Raw genomic sequence first — 16924 nt, forward strand, 5'->3', positions numbered from 1 at the left:
GCCAGCATCGCCACCCATCCCTAGAGCGTTTCGTGTGATGATTGCACCACGCAACCCGCTCTTTTCCCTCACGGAGCACTGCCCGTTGCCGAAAATCGGTTCCCAATTTTCCGCGCCATGCTCTAGACGAGACGCCATGCCGTCGACCTTCCAGGATCCCGTTGCATGATCCTCTCCCGCTATGAGCGGATGATCGCAAAACGCTATCTGCTGCCGGGCAAGGGCGAGGGGTTCATTTTCCTCGTCGCCGGGATCAGCCTGTTCGCGGTGATGCTCGGCGTCGCCGCGCTGATCATCGTGATGAGCGTGATGAATGGTTTCCGCGCCGAATTGTTCGACAAGATCGTCGGATTGAACGGTCATGCCGTCGTGCAGGGCTATGCCGGGCGGCTGCCCGACTGGCGCGAGGTGCTTGCCGAAGCAAAGCGGACGCCGGGTGTGGTTTCGGCGACCCCGATGATCGAACAGCCGTTGATGGCGAGTTCGGAAGGGCGGGTGGAAGGCGTGATCGTGCGCGGCATGACGCTGCCCGACATCACGGGAAATCCGACGATCGCGGGCAATGTCCTGCGCGGTAGCCTCCGCGATCTGAAGCCGGGCAACGACAATGTCGCGATCGGCGCGCGGCTCGCCGAACAACTCGGCGTCCAGGTCGGCAGCCAGATCAGCCTGATCAGTCCGCAGGGCCAGACCACGCCGTTCGGATCGGTGCCGCGCATCGTGGCCTATCGTGTCGCCGCGATCTTCGAGGTCGGCGTCTATGACTACGACAAGGCGTTCGTGATCATGCCGATGGAGAATGCCCAACTGCTGCTGTTGATGGGCGATTCGGTGGGCATGATCGAGGTTGAGACCGTCGATCCCGACCGCGTCGGCCAGATCCTGGCGCCGCTGGGGCAGAAAGTGGCGGGTCGCGCTGTCGTGTCCGACTGGCGGACGATGAATTCCCAGCTCTTCGAAGCACTCGCGGTCGAGCGTGTGGCGATGTTTGTCGTGCTCTCGATCATCATCCTGGTCGCGGTGTTCAACATCCTCTCGTCGCTGATCATGCTGGTGCGCGCGAAGAACCGCGACATCGCAATCCTGCGTACGATGGGCGCCACGCGGCGCGGGCTGATCAAGATCTTCGTGACCGTGGGAGTGACGATCGGATCGCTCGGCATCCTGGCGGGGATCGTGCTCGGCTTCATCTTCTTGTTCTTCCGCCAGTCGGTGGTGAATTTCATCCAGCTCGTGACGGGACAGAATCTTTGGGACCCCTCGATCCGCTTCCTGACAGAGTTGCCGTCCAAGACCGATCCCTTCGAAGTGCTCGGTATCTGCGCGATGGCGCTGCTCTTCAGCTTCCTCGCCACGCTCTATCCCGCCTTCAAGGCGGCGAGCACCGACCCCGTGCAGGTGCTTCGCTATGAGTGACATTCTGGCCACCCAGGGCCTGCGCCGCAGCTTCGTGCAGGGCGAGGTCACGATCGAGGTGTTGCGCGGCGTCGATCTGCATGTCGCGCCCGGCGAAATCGTCGCGCTGTTGGGGCCGTCGGGATCGGGCAAGTCGACCTTGCTTCAGGCGGTTGGCCTGCTCGAGGGCGGTTTCGAGGGATCGATCCGCATCAAGGGGGAGGAAGCGGCGCGGCTCGACGCCGATGGACGTACGACGCTGAGGCGGGACGCGCTGGGCTTCGTCTATCAGTTCCATCACCTGCTGCCCGATTTCGATGCAACCGAGAATGTCGTGCTGCCGCAACTGATCCATGGCGCGGAAACCGCCGATGCGCAGGCGCGGGCGAAGGCATTGCTGTCGTCGCTGGGGCTGGGGCATCGCCTGACCCACCGGCCGAGCCAGCTTTCGGGCGGCGAGCAGCAGCGCGTCGCGGTGGCGCGCGCATTGGCCAATCGCCCGGCGCTGGTGCTGGCGGACGAGCCGACGGGCAATCTCGACGAAGCCACTGCGGACATCGTCTTTTCCGAATTCCTGGCCCTGGTCCGGGGCGAGGGATCGGCGGCGCTGGTCGCCACGCACAATGAACGGCTGGCGGCGCGGATGGATCGCGTCGTGCGACTGCACGAAGGGGTGCTCGAATAGAGGGGCGGGACATGGCGACGATCGCGGATTTCTCGGTGCAATTGCCCGGCGGCGCCGAACAGGCGCTTGCGGACTATGCCGGCAAGGTCGTGCTCATCGTCAACGTCGCTTCGAAATGTGGCTTCACGCCGCAATATGCCGGGCTTGAGGCGCTCTATCGCAAATATCGCGAGCGCGGCTTCGAGATTCTGGCCTTTCCATGCAACCAGTTCCGTTCGCAGGAGCCCGGCGATGCCGAGGAAATCGCGAACTTCTGCTCGCTCACCTATGACGTGACATTTCCGCTGATGGCCAAGATCGAGGTCAATGGCCCGGGCGCGAATCCGCTTTACGACTATCTGAAGACGGCCAGGCCGGGCTTTTTGGGCAGCAAGTCGATCAAATGGAACTTCACCAAATTCCTGATCGATCGCGCTGGCAGGCCGGTGAAGCGCTATGCGCCGACCGACAAGCTGGAATCGCTGGAGAAGGATATCGAAGCGCTGCTTGGCGGCCGCCGTTCCGAATAGATTTAACGAATCGCGCTGGTCCGGCTAAGCTCGGCCATGCCTCACGCTTCGTTCGTTCCGCTTCGCATCTTTTCGTCCTTTACGATGCTGGAGGGCGCGATCGAGCCCAAGGCAATCGCGAAACGCGCGCGCGAACTGGGTTTTCCGGCGGCGGCGCTCACCGATCGCAACGGCCTTTACGCCGCGATGGCCTTTTCCGATGCGTGCAAGGGCGCGGGCGTTCAGCCGGTGATCGGCGCGATGCTGTGCGTGGCGTGTCCCGGCATGCCCGATGGCGTCGAGCCGGCGCTCGACTGGCTCGCGCTCTACGCGCAGGACGAAACCGGTTATGACAATCTCTGCGCGCTCGTCTCGGCCGCGCATCTCGACCGGCCGGTGGAGATGCCGGCGCATGTGCGTTTCGAGGCGCTGGAGGGCGCGACGCAGGGCCTGATCGCGCTGACCGCCGGTGCCGAAGGCGGATTGACGCGCTTGTTCGCGGAAGAACAGATGGATCGCGCCTTCGACTATGCCGATCGGCTGCAGGCGCTGTTTCCCGACCGCCTTTATATCGAGATCGTCCGCCGGCTCGATGAGGTGGAGGGCAAGGCCGAGCCGCATCTGCTCGATCTCGCCTATGCGCGCCATCTGCCGCTGGTCGCGACCAACCCGTCCTGCTTCGCCGACGAGAATTTCCACGCCGCGCATGATGCGATGCTCTGCATCGCCGGCTCGTCCTATGTCGAAAGCGAGGATCGCCGCAGGAGTTCGCCCGATGCGTGGATGAAGCCCGCCAAGGACATGAAGCTGCTGTTCGACGATCTGCCCGAGGCACTGGCGAACACCCTGGTCGTGGCGCAGCGCTGTGCGGTGATGGCGCCCAAACGCAAGCCGATCCTGCCCAGCCTTGCCGGTGACCGCGAAGGCGAGGCGACGAAGCTGCGCGAGGATGCGCATGCCGGCCTGATGATGCGGCTCGAAAAGGCCGGGATCGCCGATGACGAGGCGCGCAAGGCCTATGTCGAGCGCATCGATTTCGAGCTCGACGTTATCGTCCAGATGGGCTTCCCGGGCTATTTCCTGATCGTCGCCGACTTTATCAAATGGGCGAAGGAACAGGATATTCCTGTGGGGCCGGGGCGTGGATCGGGTGCCGGATCGGTCGTCGCCTGGGCGCTCACCATCACCGATCTCGATCCGCTGAAGCTTGGCCTGCTGTTCGAACGTTTCCTCAATCCCGAACGCGTCTCGATGCCGGATTTCGATATCGACTTCTGCGAAACGCGGCGCGAGGAAGTGATCCGGTACGTCCAGCGCAAATATGGCCGCGATCATGTGGCGCAGATCATCACCTTCGGGCGATTGAAGGCACGCGCGGTGCTCAAGGACACCGGCCGGGTGCTGCAGATGAGCTATGGTCAGGTCGACCGGCTGGCGAAGCTGGTTCCGAACCATCCGACCGATCCATGGACGCTGGAGCGGACCATGGAGAAGGGCGGGGTCCCGGAATTTCGTCACGAGTACGAGACCGACAGCCAGGTGAAGCGTCTCGTCGATCTCGCGATGAAACTGGAAGGGTTGCCGCGCCACAGTTCGACCCACGCCGCGGGCGTCGTGATCGGCGACCGTCCGCTCGACCAACTCGTGCCGCTCTATCGCGATCCGCGCTCCGACATGCCGGTCACTCAGTTCGACATGAAATATGTCGAGGGCGCAGGCCTGGTGAAGTTCGACTTTCTCGGTCTCAAGACGTTGTCGGTGCTGCAAAAGGCGGTGCAGCTTCTCGCCAAGCGCGACGTTCATGTCGATCTCAGCACGCTCGAATGGGACGACGAGGGCGTCTACAAATTGCTCCAGAAGGGCGACACTGTCGGCGTGTTCCAGCTGGAATCCGAAGGCATGCGTCGGACGCTGGCGGCGGTGCGTCCGTCGAATTTCGGTGACATCATCGCGCTCGTCTCGCTCTACCGGCCGGGCCCGATGGACAATATCCCGATGTTCGGCGCTCGTAAGAACGGACGCGAACAGATTGAATATCCTCACCCTTTGCTCGAAGGAATCCTGTCCGAGACCTACGGAATCTTCGTCTATCAGGAACAGGTGATGCAGGCCGCACAGATCCTGGCCGGCTACAGCCTGGGCGGCGCCGACATGCTCCGCCGCGCGATGGGCAAGAAGATCAAGGCGGAGATGGATGCGCAGCGCGTGGGCTTTGTCGAGGGGTGCAAGGCTGTCAATGGCATCGATGCGGACAAGGCCAACGAGCTGTTCGACCTGATCGACAAATTCGCGGGCTACGGCTTCAACAAGAGCCACGCCGCCGCCTATGCGTTGCTCGCCTATCAGACGGCGTGGCTGAAGGCGCACCATCCGCACGAGTTCTTCGCGGCCTCGATGTGTTTCGACATGGCGCTGACCGACAAGCTCGGCATCTTCGTCGAAGATATGCGCCGGATGAACATCGCCTATCTGCCGCCCTGCCTGAATGCGAGCCAGGCCGAATTCGATGTCGAGCAGACACCGGACGGGCTGACGGTGCGCTATGCGCTGGCGGCGCTCAAGGGCGTCGGCGAAAAGGCGATGGAGACGCTGATCGCCCAGCGCGAGGCGACGGGCCCCTACAAGACGCTCGACGATTTCGCCAATCGCGTCGATCCGCGCCTGCTCAATCGCCGCCAGATCGAAAGTCTCGCGGGGGCGGGGGCGTTCGATTCGATGAATCCCGACCGCGCCGGCGTTCACGCCGTCGCGGAGACGATCCTGGCGATCGCATCGCATGCCGAGGAGAACCGGACGAGCGGCCAGCATGGGCTGTTCGGCGAAAGCGAGGCGCGCGCTGCTGCCATCCAGATCCCGCAAAGCGCACACTGGTCGCTCGCCGACCGCATGGCGCAGGAAAAGGATGCGTTCGGCTTCTATTTCTCCGCGCATCCGGTCGATCGCTACAGCCATCTTGCCGAAGGTCATGGCGCGCGGAGCTATGGTGCGCTCTGCGCCCAGGTCGCGCCCGTCGATGCCAGCCGCACCACCGCGACGATGGCGGCGCTGATCGAGGATGCACGCTGGCGTACCTCGGCCAGGGGGCGACGCTATCTGATGGCGACCTGTTCGGACGCGTCGGGCCAGTTTTTCGCCACCTGCTTCGACGACGATATCGCCAAGCAGCTTGAAGATACGGCGCGCGCTGGCGATTGCGGGCTGTTGACCGTCGAGCTCGATCGCCGGCCGGGCGAGGAGGCCCCGCGCGTGACGGTGAAGCGGATCCAGGCGTTCGATCAGCTTGCCGGCAATGCCCGGTTGATGGTCGAGATCGTGATGGACGATCCGGCGGCGATCGGCCCGCTTGCGACGTTGCTCGACGGATATCGCGGCGGACGAGGCGAACTGATGCTGCGCGCGCGGCTGGACGGTGGCGCCGAGGCGTCGGTGCGGCTCGGGCGCGATTATCTGCTCGATGCGGAGCTCGCGGCACGGATCGAGACGCTGCCGGGAGTCCTTTCGGTCTCGCTTCGCGCCGCCGATCCGCCACGCCTCGCGCTGGTATCCTGACGCCGCGCTTGCCCTTGTGGCGCTCCCTGCTATAGACGCCGCCGACCGACGGTGTCCTAGCGGGCGTGGCGGAACTGGTAGACGCGCTGGATTTAGGTTCCAGTATCGCAAGATGTGGGGGTTCGAGTCCCTTCGCCCGCACCAGTCTCCGCTCCCGGAAGACGGAGCGGTTCAGAGATTCCAGATCATGAAGGCGTTTGAAGAGAGATGCAGACTGTCGAGACGTTGAACGAGGGCCTGAAGCGCGCCTACACGCTGACCATCACCGCGAAGGATATCGACGCGCGCGTCGATCAGGAAGTGAAGCGCGTCGCGCCGCAGGTGCGCATGCCCGGCTTCCGTCCCGGCAAGGTGCCCGCCAACCTGATCCGCAAGATGCACGCCGAATCGCTGGCGCAGGATGCGCTCAACAGCTCGATCCAGGAAGGCGTGCAGAAGCTGCTGGCCGACAACAAGCTGCGTCCCGCGATGCAGCCCTCCGTCGAACTCGGCGAAGGCTATGAGCCCGGCAAGGACGCCGAGGTGAAGGTCGAGCTCGAAGTCTTGCCGCAGGTGCCGGCGCCCTCGATCGACGGCCTGAAGCTTGAGCGCCTGACGGTCGAGGTTTCGGGCGAGAAGGTCGATGAGGCCGTCGACCAGCTCGCGAGCCAGAACAAGCAGTTCGACGAAGCGCCCAAGAGCCACAAGGCGAAGGACGGCGATCTGGTCGTCATGGATTTCGTCGGCAAGGTCGACGGCGTCGCCTTCGACGGCGGCACGGGTGAGGGCATGTCGGTCGAGATCGGCTCGGGCCGGCTCATTCCCGGTTTCGAGGATCAGCTCGTCGGCGTGAAGGCCAATGACGAGAAGACCATCGAGGTGACTTTCCCCGAGGATTACACGGCGGAGAATCTCAAGGGCAAGGCAGCGACCTTCGACCTGGTGATCAACGAGGTCCGCGTGCCCAAGGAAGGCAAGGCGGACGAGGATTTCGCCAAGTCGCTGGGCCTTGAGAGCCTGGAACAGCTCCGCGGTCTGCTCAAGGGGCAGATCGAGCAGGAGCATAACGGCCTCACCCGCACGCACATGAAGCGCAAGCTGCTCGACCAGCTCGCCGCAAGCCATGATTTCGAGGTGCCGCCCTCGATGGTCGAGGCCGAGTTCAACCAGATCTGGGCCCAGCTCGAGCATGAAGCGAGCCATGAGGAAGATCCGGCTGCCGCGCTCAAGGAAATGGAAGCCGAGAAGGACGATTATCGCGCGATCGCGGTCCGTCGCGTCCGTCTGGGCCTGCTGCTTTCCGAGATCGGCCAGGCGAACGGCGTCGAAGTGACGGGGCAGGAAATGAATCGCCTGATCGGTCAGGCCGCGCAGCAATATCCGGCCGACCAGCGCGAGCGCTTCATCCAGTTCATCCAGCAGGAGCCGATGGCGGCCGCCCAGCTTCGTGCGCCGCTCTATGAGGACAAGGTCGTCGACTTCCTGTTCGGCAAGGCGGAGATCAGCGATCGCAGCGTGAGCCGCGAAGAGCTGGAAGCAGAGATCGAGGCCGAGGATGACGGCCATGTCCATGGTCCGGGCTGCGGCCATGACCATCATGACCATGATCACGCCGCCAAGCCCAAAAAGGCCGCGAAGAAGGCCGAGCCGAAGGACAAGGCCGAGGCCAAGGACGACGTGAAGGCCGAAGAGGCTGAAGCACCGGCCGAGAAGGCGAAGCCCGCGAAGAAGGCGGCGGCGAAGAAGTCGGCCGACGATGCGGAAGCAACGGCCGAGGAAAAGCCGGCCAAGAAGCCAGCCGCCAAGAAGCCGGCGGCGAAGAAGTAATCGACGCCGGAGCGCTGGGGCATGGCGAACGGGGCGAGCAAGGCTGTCGGGCAGGGCAGCCTGCCAGACGGACTGCGCATCGCGGTTCTGCTGCCATGCTATAACGAGGAAGCCGCGATCGTGCAGACGATCGAGGGCTTCCGCTCGGCGCTGCCCGGCGCGACCATCTACGTTTACGACAATAACAGCCGGGACCGGACGGTCGAGGTGGCGCGCGCCGCGGGCGCCATCGTCCGCACTGAGCGGATGCAGGGTAAGGGCAATGTCGTCCGCCGCATGTTCGCGGACGTTGATGCCGATGTCTATGTGATGGCGGATGGCGACGCGACCTATGACGCGCCTGCTGCCCCGAAGCTGGTGACGCGGTTGATCGACGAACAGCTCGATATGGTCGTGGGCGCGCGCAAGTCTGAGATCGAAGAGGCCTATCGCCGTGGCCACCGGTTCGGCAACGCGATGCTCACGGGCATACTGGCCTGGATATTCGGTCGGACTTTCAGCGATATTCTCTCGGGTTACCGGGTCTTCTCAAGGCGATTTGTGAAGAGTTTCCCCGTGCTGTCGGCGGGCTTCGAGATCGAGACCGAGATCAGCGTACATGCGCTGGAATTGCGCATGCCGGTGGCGGAGGTCGTCACCGCCTATGGCGCGCGGCCCGAAGGATCGGTGTCCAAACTCTCGACCTATCGCGACGGCTGGCGCATTCTCAATACGATAGCGACCTTGTTCCGCATCGAGCGTCCGGTACTCTTCTTCGGGCTGATCGGCGGCGCGGTCGCATTGCTGGCGTTGATCCTCGCGGTTCCGCTGGCGATTACCTATGTCCAGACCGGGCTTGTGCCGCGGCTTCCCACGGCGATCCTCTGCACCGGCCTTGTCACGCTCGCTGCGCTGAACGTCATGTGCGGATTGATCCTCGACACGGTGGTGCGCGGGCGTCGCGAGGTTCGTCGCCTGGCCTATCTGGCATTCCCGGCGGTCGCCGCCGACGTCGAGCGCTGAAGCGGCGCGTCGATCCGCGCGCGATCAGCCACTTGAAGGCGGCTTGCCTTCACCCGATCTAAGCGCCTAGAGCCTGAGCGTCAGCGGCGAAAACGGCCCAATGTTTTCGCTGATGGTGTGAATCAGGCTCCAGTCAAAGGTCGAGACCTTGATTCGCGTGTCAGGCTGTTTAGCCTGAGGCGACCAGGGCCTAGCAAAGAGCCTCACGGGCAAAGGACACGAGATTCCCATGAATAATCCGTTCGATAACGGCCAGATCCACGACGCACTCGTCCCCATCGTCATCGAGCAGTCGAACCGCGGCGAGCGCAGCTTCGACATCTATTCGCGCCTGCTGCGCGAGCGGATCGTGTTCGTGACCGGCGGGGTGGAGGACCATATGGCCTCCCTCATCACCGCCCAGTTGCTGTTCCTCGAATCGGAGAATCCGAAGAAGGACATCTTCATGTACATCAACTCGCCGGGCGGCGTGGTGACGGCGGGCATGGCGATCCACGACACGATGCAATATATCCGCCCGCGCGTTGGCACGGTGTGCATCGGCCAGGCAGCGTCGATGGGCAGTTTCCTGTTGGCGAGCGGCGAACCCGGTATGCGCATGGCGCTGACCAACGCCCGCATCATGATCCACCAGCCCTCCGGCGGCGCGCAGGGGCAGGCGACCGATATCGAGATCCAGGCGCGCGAGATCCTGCGTATCCGTCACCGGATGAACGAGCTCTACGCGAAATATACCGGCCAGCCGCTCGAGGTGGTCGAGAGTTCGATGGAGCGCGACAAGTTCATGTCGGCGGACGAAGCCAAGGCTTTCGGCCTGATCGACGAGGTGTTCGACAAGCGCCCGGTGCCGTCGGAAGAGACGAGCGCTGCAGCCTGATGTTCGCGCCCGGTCGGGGCGCGTGAGCAGGTTGTTGACGATCCTGCCGGTACTGCTGATCGCAGTACCGGCAGTCGCTTCGACCGCTGAAAAGCAGGAGCGGCAGGCGTCCGAGCAGGGCGGGGCCGTCGATGCCGAACTGAAAGATCTTCAGCGCGAAGTGAGTGGGCGCAAATATCGCGCCGCCATCGATCGTCTCGATCGCATCCTGAAGATGCCGTTATCCGTTGAACAGCGGCAGCGCATGGCGATGCTGCAAGCCATGTTGTTCGTCGCCGATGGCGAACGGGCGAGGGGGTTGAAGGCGATCGCAGCCGTTCAGTCGCTCGATCCTCAGGCGATCGAGCCGGCAGTGATCATGCTGGAGTTCGCGCGCGGTTTCCGCGATCTCGAAATCACCCGGATGGCGATGGAATCGTTGATGGAGCGCGGGCCGGCGGGCGCGCGGGAGATCAGCTTTCGCGATGCGATGTGGGTCGTCCGGAAATTGAACGAAGGCAATCGCAAATCGGAAGCGGATGCCTTTATCGTTCGCCTGGAGGCGAGCGGCGGCGCCAGTGCCGAGATCGCCACGCGCGACAGACTGAAGTTGATGGCCGCGCGGATCTCGATCAAGGCCGGGCGTATCGATGAGGCGGCGCGGGTGATGCGGGGCGTAAATAGCCCCGGTCCGTTGCGGGAAGCCCTTGTCGACAGGGTTTATGCGCCGATCTGGCCGGCGCTGGAGGCGCAGGCAGGGCCTCATATGCAGAGCGCCGCGGCGGCCGCCGTGGACGAGGCGCACACCGCGTGGGATGGATCCCGCGACCCCTCTCCCGTGGTCATCCGCGCATTGGTGGAGGCGTATTTCCAGGCGAGCCGGTTCGACGAAGCGGATGCCCTGGCGTCCCGTTTTGCTGCGACATCCCAAGAGGCGGCTGCCGTCGATGAGAATGGCGGCTGGCTGATCGACCTGCATGCCGACATACTCCGCGTGATGGGGCGGATCGACGACGCCGACAAACGCTATGCGGCGATGCCGAAGCTCGAGGGCGGGGAAACCGCGTGGCTGGTCAGCATGATGATCAATCGTCTGCATATGCTGGCGGGCGACCGTCGCTGGGCTGAAGCGTCGGCACTGCAGGGCGATGTCGAACGCGCGGCGGGGCAATATGGTACGCCCTATGCGCGGCAACTCGTTCGCCGGATTAAGCTTTGCATCGCGCATGCCCTGACGCCGGGACAGGAACTCGCGGGCATGATCGACGAGATCAAGGCGCATGAAAAGGATGCAGTCGGCAGTACGGCGGAAGCGTTGATGTGTGTCGGCCGAATGGATGATGCCCAAGCCGTGGTGTTAAGGGCGCTTGCCGATCCTGGTCATGCGGATTCGGCGATCGATTCGCTTCAGCCCCTCGCCTCGGCGCCTGACAATGTCCGAACGATCTGGACCGACGGATGGGCTGAACTCGGCCGCCGTCCGGCGGTTCAGGCCGCGCTGGGCAAGGTTGGGCGAGTGCTTCCGCAGGCACTTTGGCCCGGCAAAAAGGCGACGATGCGGTAGATTGGGGACGTCAACGGCTTGTTTCCGTCTTGCCAGTAGGCATATTGGGTATCCGGGCAGCGCGGTCTTCGGTAGAATGCCGAATCCGGATGGCGAAGGGCCGGATCGAGAAGGTAAGTGATTTTATGACGAAATTGAGTGGCGGCGATTCCAAGAGCACCCTGTACTGCTCGTTCTGCGGCAAGTCGCAGCACGAGGTGCGGAAGCTCATCGCCGGCCCGACCGTGTTCATCTGCGACGAGTGCGTCGATCTCTGCAACGACATCATCCGTGAAGAGACCAAGACCGCGCTCGTCTCCAAGAAGGACGGCGGTGTGCCGACCCCGCAGGAAATCTGCGACTTCCTGGGCGATTATGTGATCGGCCAGAAGCAGGCGAAGCGCGTGCTCTCGGTCGCGGTGCACAATCACTACAAGCGACTCAACCACGGCCAGAAGGGCGCGGATGTCGAACTGGCCAAGTCGAACATCCTGCTCGTCGGCCCGACCGGATCGGGCAAGACGCTGCTGGCGCAGACGCTGGCGCGTATCCTCGACGTTCCCTTCACCATGGCGGACGCGACGACGCTGACCGAGGCCGGCTATGTCGGTGAGGATGTCGAGAACATCATCCTGAAGCTGCTTCAGGCCAGCGACTATAATGTCGAGCGCGCCCAGCGTGGCATCGTCTATATCGACGAGATCGACAAGATCAGCCGCAAGGCGGAGAATCCGTCGATCACCCGTGACGTTTCGGGCGAGGGCGTGCAGCAGGCGCTGCTCAAGCTGATGGAGGGCACGACCGCGAGCGTGCCGCCCCAGGGCGGGCGCAAGCATCCGCAGCAGGAATTCCTGCAGGTGGACACGACCAATATCCTGTTCATCTGCGGCGGCGCCTTTTCGGGCCTCGAAAAGATCATCGGCGATCGCCTGCAGGGCAAGTCGATCGGCTTTGGCGCCTATGTCGCGGCTCCCGAGGAGCGTCGTACCGGTGAGGTGCTGCGTCAGACCGAACCCGAGGATCTGTTGAAATTCGGCCTGATCCCCGAATTTGTCGGCCGTCTGCCCGTCATCGCCACGCTTGAGGATCTCGATATCGAGGCGCTGGTGAAGATCCTGGCCGAGCCCAAGAACGCGCTGGTCAAACAATATCAGAAGCTGTTCGACATGGAGGAGGTGAAGCTTGGCTTCACCGACGACGCGCTGACCTCGGTCGCCAAGAAGGCGATCGAGCGCAAGACCGGTGCACGTGGGCTTCGTTCGATCCTGGAAGCGATCCTTCTGGATACCATGTTCGACCTGCCCGGCATGGACGGCGTCGACGAGGTGATGATCGACAAGGACGTCGTCGAGGGCCGCAAGGAACCTGTCCGTGTCTTCGCGAAGAAAGAGAAGAAGGCCGGCGACGCCGCCTGATTTCCTGACGACGCGATAAGATAAGGACCTGACGAACGATGAGCGACGCGAGCGAACGCACGCGCCTGCGCCCCTTGCCGGCGCTGATCTTCAGCTCTCGCTGGTTGCAGTTGCCGCTTTATGTCGGCCTGATCGTCGCCCAGTGTGTCTATGTGTTTCTTTTCCTCAAGGAACTGAAGCATCTCGTGCTCCACGCCTGGGAGTTCAGCGAGCAGCAGATCATGCTGGTCGTCCTGGGCCTGATCGACGTTGTGATGATCTCCAATCTGCTCGTGATGGTGATTGTCGGCGGATATGAGACCTTCGTGTCGCGGCTGCGGCTGGAGGGGCACCCCGATCAGCCCGAATGGTTGAGCCATGTGAATGCCGGCGTGCTCAAGGTGAAGCTGGCGATGGCGATCATCGGCATCTCGTCGATCCATCTGCTGCGCACCTTTATCGAGGCGGGCGCCATGGGCACGGCCACCGGTCGTGTGACCGAGACCGGCGTGATGTGGCAGACGATCATCCACATGTGTTTCATCGCCTCGGCGATCGGCATCGCCTTTGTCGACCGGATGACACAGTCGAAGCATTGATCCTGCCCGCGGGTGGAATTTCGACACGGTAATTTTGCGTATATGCCGATTCATTGATCCTGCGGGATGGCGCGCCCATATAGGTGCTACCCGTTCACCGGAGTCTTCATGACCAAGTCCTATCCCGTTCTCCCCCTGCGCGACATCGTCGTGTTCCCGCACATGATCGTGCCGCTGTTCGTCGGCCGCGACAAATCGGTCGTTGCGCTGGAAAAGGCGATGGAGTCGGACAAGGAGATCTTCCTCGTCGCCCAGCTCGATCCCGCCGAGGACGATCCCGGCCGCGACGACCTGTACGATCTGGGCGTGATCGCCAGCGTGCTCCAGCTTTTGAAATTGCCCGATGGCACGGTTCGCGTGCTCGTCGAGGGCAAGCAGCGCGCGACGCTTGAATCCTTCGATTCCGCCGGCGGCCATGCCGTCGCGTCGGTGACGCCGATTGAGGATCGCGTGACCGAGAAGGATACCGAACTCAACGCGCTGATGCGCTCGGTGGTCGAGCAGTTCGAGAATTACGCCAAGCTCAACAAGAAGCTGCCCGCCGAAACGGCGGTGCAATTGAGCGAGATCGAGGATGCGACGCGCCTGGCGGATTCGATCGCCGCCAACATCTCGATCAAGGTTTCGGACAAGCAGGCGCTGCTCGTCGAACTCGATCCTGCGCGCCGGCTTGAGATGGCGTTCGCCTTCATGGAAGGCGAGCTGGGTGTTCTCCAGGTCGAGAAGAAGATCCGCAGCCGCGTGAAGCGGCAGATGGAGAAGACGCAGCGCGAATATTATCTCAACGAGCAGTTGAAGGCGATCCAGCGCGAGCTGGGCAATGAGGGCGAGGAAGGCGAGGGCGACGAACTTGCCGAGCTGACGCAGAAGATCGCTACGCTCAAATTGTCGCAGGAGGCGCGGACCAAGGCGACCGCCGAGCTCAAGAAGCTCAAGACGATGGCGCCGATGTCGGCCGAGGCGACGGTTGTCCGCAATTATCTCGACGTTCTGCTGGGGTTGCCTTGGGGCAAGAAGTCGAAGCTGAAAAAGGATATCGCGCAGGCGCAGAAGGTGCTCGACGAGGACCATTACGCGCTTGAGAAGGTGAAGGACCGGATCGTCGAATATCTGGCGGTTCAGGCCCGCACCAACAAGCTTAAGGGGCCGATCCTTTGCCTTGTCGGCCCTCCGGGCGTGGGCAAGACCAGCCTGGGCAAGTCCATCGCCAAGGCGACGGGCCGCGAATTCATCCGCCAGTCGTTGGGCGGCGTGCGCGACGAGGCCGAGATCCGCGGTCACCGCCGTACCTATATCGGCTCGCTGCCGGGCAAGATCGTGACCAACCTGAAAAAGGCCGGTGCGTCGAATCCGCTTTTCCTTCTCGACGAGATCGACAAGCTCGGCCAGGATTTCCGCGGCGATCCCGCGTCGGCGCTGCTGGAGGTGCTCGATCCGGAGCAGAACAACAAGTTCCAGGATCACTATCTCGAGATCGATATCGACTTGTCCGACGTGATGTTCGTGACCACCGCGAACTCGCTCAACCTGCCGCAGCCCTTGCTTGACCGCATGGAGATCATCCGGCTGGAGGGCTATACCGAGGACGAGAAGGTGGAGATTGCGCAGCGTCACCTGATTGCCAAGCAGATCGAGGCGCACGGCCTGAAGGATGGCGAATTCACGCTGACCGAAGATGGCCTGCGCGCGCTGATCCGTCATTATACGCGGGAGGCAGGCGTACGCACGCTCGAACGCGAGATTGCCAAGCTGGCGCGCAAGTCTCTGCGCCGGATTCTTGAAGGCAAGGCGGAGACGGTGACGATCACGCCAGAGAATCTGTCCGATTTCGCGGGCGTTCAGAAGTTTCGACATGGTCTGGGTGAAGAAGAGAACCAGATCGGCGCGGTGACGGGGCTGGCCTGGACCGAGGTGGGCGGTGAACTGCTGACGATCGAGGCAGTCACTGTGCCAGGCAAGGGCGGCGTCAAGACGACGGGCAAGCTTGGCGAAGTGATGAACGAATCCATCCAGGCGGCATTCTCGTTCGTCCGCGCCCGGGCACCGGCTTATGGCATCAAGCCTAGCCTGTTCGCGCGCAAGGATATCCACATCCACTTGCCGGAAGGCGCTGTTCCCAAGGATGGCCCGTCGGCAGGCATCGGCATGGTCACGTCGATCGTTTCGACGCTGACTGGCATCTCCGTCCGCAAGGATGTGGCGATGACGGGTGAAGTGACCCTGCGCGGCCGCGTGCTGGCTATCGGCGGGTTGAAGGAGAAACTGCTCGCTGCGCTGCGTGGCGGCATCACTACGGTGCTGATCCCGGCTGAGAACGAAAAGGATCTCGCCGAGATTCCGCAGAACATCAAGGATGGGCTCAAGATTGTTCCAGTGAAGCATGTCGATGAGGTTCTGGCGCTGGCCCTGACCGAGTCGATCGAGCCGATCGATTGGACCGAAGCCGACGAGCTGGCTGCTCAGCCGCAGCAAACCCAGGCCTCCGGGCATGGGGAAGCGGACGGTTTACGGCACTGAGTCGATCCGCGTCGGCGGAACTGGAATGAGTCCGGATTCCCTTGCTTAAAGGGATTTTCGAGTCGTCAGCAGGTTCCGCTTGCCTCGAAATCTCCCAAAGGGGCGCTCGGACGCTAAAAAACCACGATTCGCGGGCTGATCCCCCGTGTTTTCAGTGGTTTTGCTTTGACAGGCCCCGAATCGTCCGCCTTAAATGCGCGCCGGCATTTGCCGGAGACTGATTCAACCACATGATAAGGGGGTTCCCAGGGCATGAACAAGCAAGAGCTCATCGGCGCAGTCGCCGACGCATCGGGCCTGAGCAAGGGCGACGCCAGCAAGGCCGTCGAGGGCGTTTTCGACGCGATTTCCGGTGCGCTGAAGAAGGGCGACGAAGTGCGCCTTGTCGGCTTCGGCACCTTCTCGGTTTCCAAGCGTAAGGCTTCGCAGGGCCGCAACCCGCGGACGGGCGAGCCGATGGCCATCAAGGCTTCCAGCCAGCCGAAGTTCAAGGCGGGCAAGGGCTTGAAGGACGCCGTCAACTGATCCTGATGCCGGTGGCAAGAGTCTGATCGTTTCAGGGCTGATCGTTGCACGACGGCAGCCCTGAATCGACACGGATCGTTCCAGGGGCGCGAGCCTGAGCTGCGCCGGGGGCGGAAGCGGCACACGCTTTCGCCGGCACGATCGAGCTTTCGCCACCAGCTCCACCCCACCCGGTATCGACTGGGAAAACGCCTCGGCGCACGGCGCCAGGCGCGGGCGGCGCTCCGGCGTCGCCTTTTTTATTGCGATTTTTCGGTTGGTATGTTGCGTGTCCAATCTCACGTCGCTATTGACCCGCCTCCGGCTGCTTTTCGGTGGACCGGCCCAAGCGTGGGCGCGTAGCTCAGTGGTAGAGCACACCCTTCACACGGGTGGGGTCGTAGGTTCAATCCCTACCGCGCCCACCACGCTTGAACCCCCGACAATCCGGATATTTTCGTATCGAATGGGCCGTTCGGCAGAGCAGCCGAATGGGGCTTGGGCGCGGCTGCGCACTTTCCCTGATACCGGCTTTGGTCCAACACGCACGTCTGCGGACGCCTTTTTCGGCCCGAGGCGAAGCCTG

Annotated in this window: 12 protein-coding genes and 2 tRNA genes; all 14 read left to right on the forward strand. The window is 63.0% G+C overall.

What is annotated here, in order from left to right:
• Positions 1–165 precede the first annotated feature (165 nt).
• Entirely contained in the window at positions 166–1416 is a 1251-nt protein-coding gene (locus ACODTA_RS11510) for a lipoprotein-releasing ABC transporter permease subunit (protein WP_489066045.1), read from the forward strand.
• A complete protein-coding gene (locus tag ACODTA_RS11515; protein ID WP_489066046.1) occupies positions 1409–2080 on the forward strand; it encodes an ABC transporter ATP-binding protein in 672 nt (223 codons plus the stop codon). The genes ACODTA_RS11510 and ACODTA_RS11515 overlap by 8 nt, the downstream gene beginning before the upstream one ends.
• Positions 2081–2091: 11 nt before the next feature.
• A complete protein-coding gene (locus ACODTA_RS11520; RefSeq protein ID WP_489066047.1) occupies positions 2092–2589 on the forward strand; it encodes a glutathione peroxidase in 498 nt (165 codons plus the stop codon).
• A gap of 36 nt (positions 2590–2625) precedes the next feature.
• On the forward strand, positions 2626–6117 hold the full coding sequence (gene dnaE / locus ACODTA_RS11525; protein WP_489066048.1) for a DNA polymerase III subunit alpha: 3492 nt from the start codon (positions 2626–2628) through the stop codon (positions 6115–6117).
• 59 nt (positions 6118–6176) lie between these two features.
• Positions 6177–6261: transfer RNA gene (locus ACODTA_RS11530), tRNA-Leu, on the forward strand.
• 63 nt (positions 6262–6324) lie between these two features.
• Positions 6325–7923 carry a trigger factor gene (gene tig, locus ACODTA_RS11535; protein WP_489066049.1) on the forward strand — a complete coding sequence of 533 codons (1599 nt, stop codon included), beginning with the start codon at positions 6325–6327 and terminating at the stop codon, positions 7921–7923.
• Between the two features lie 21 nt (positions 7924–7944).
• Positions 7945–8925 (forward strand): glycosyltransferase family 2 protein, encoded by a 981-nt coding sequence (locus ACODTA_RS11540; RefSeq protein WP_489066050.1) that lies wholly within the window; start codon positions 7945–7947, stop codon positions 8923–8925.
• A gap of 229 nt (positions 8926–9154) precedes the next feature.
• Complete coding sequence (clpP, locus tag ACODTA_RS11545; RefSeq protein ID WP_489066051.1) at positions 9155–9802, forward strand: ATP-dependent Clp endopeptidase proteolytic subunit ClpP; 648 nt, start codon at positions 9155–9157, stop codon at positions 9800–9802.
• A 22-nt stretch (positions 9803–9824) separates the two neighbouring features.
• Positions 9825–11345, forward strand: a complete 1521-nt coding sequence (locus ACODTA_RS11550) for a hypothetical protein (RefSeq protein WP_489066052.1) — start codon at positions 9825–9827, stop codon at positions 11343–11345.
• A gap of 125 nt (positions 11346–11470) precedes the next feature.
• Complete coding sequence (gene clpX, locus ACODTA_RS11555; RefSeq protein WP_489066053.1) at positions 11471–12739, forward strand: ATP-dependent Clp protease ATP-binding subunit ClpX; 1269 nt, start codon at positions 11471–11473, stop codon at positions 12737–12739.
• Between the two features lie 38 nt (positions 12740–12777).
• Positions 12778–13317, forward strand: coding sequence for a TIGR00645 family protein (locus ACODTA_RS11560; RefSeq protein WP_489066054.1), 540 nt, complete (start codon positions 12778–12780; stop codon positions 13315–13317).
• A 108-nt stretch (positions 13318–13425) separates the two neighbouring features.
• Entirely contained in the window at positions 13426–15834 is a 2409-nt protein-coding gene (gene lon / locus ACODTA_RS11565; RefSeq protein ID WP_489066055.1) for an endopeptidase La, read from the forward strand.
• A 252-nt stretch (positions 15835–16086) separates the two neighbouring features.
• Entirely contained in the window at positions 16087–16359 is a 273-nt protein-coding gene (locus ACODTA_RS11570; protein ID WP_222990048.1) for an HU family DNA-binding protein, read from the forward strand.
• A 332-nt stretch (positions 16360–16691) separates the two neighbouring features.
• Positions 16692–16766 (forward strand) — tRNA-Val (locus tag ACODTA_RS11575).
• Positions 16767–16924: the final 158 nt, after the last annotated feature.

It is taken from the genome of Sphingomonas sp. FG14, from assembly GCF_057809675.1.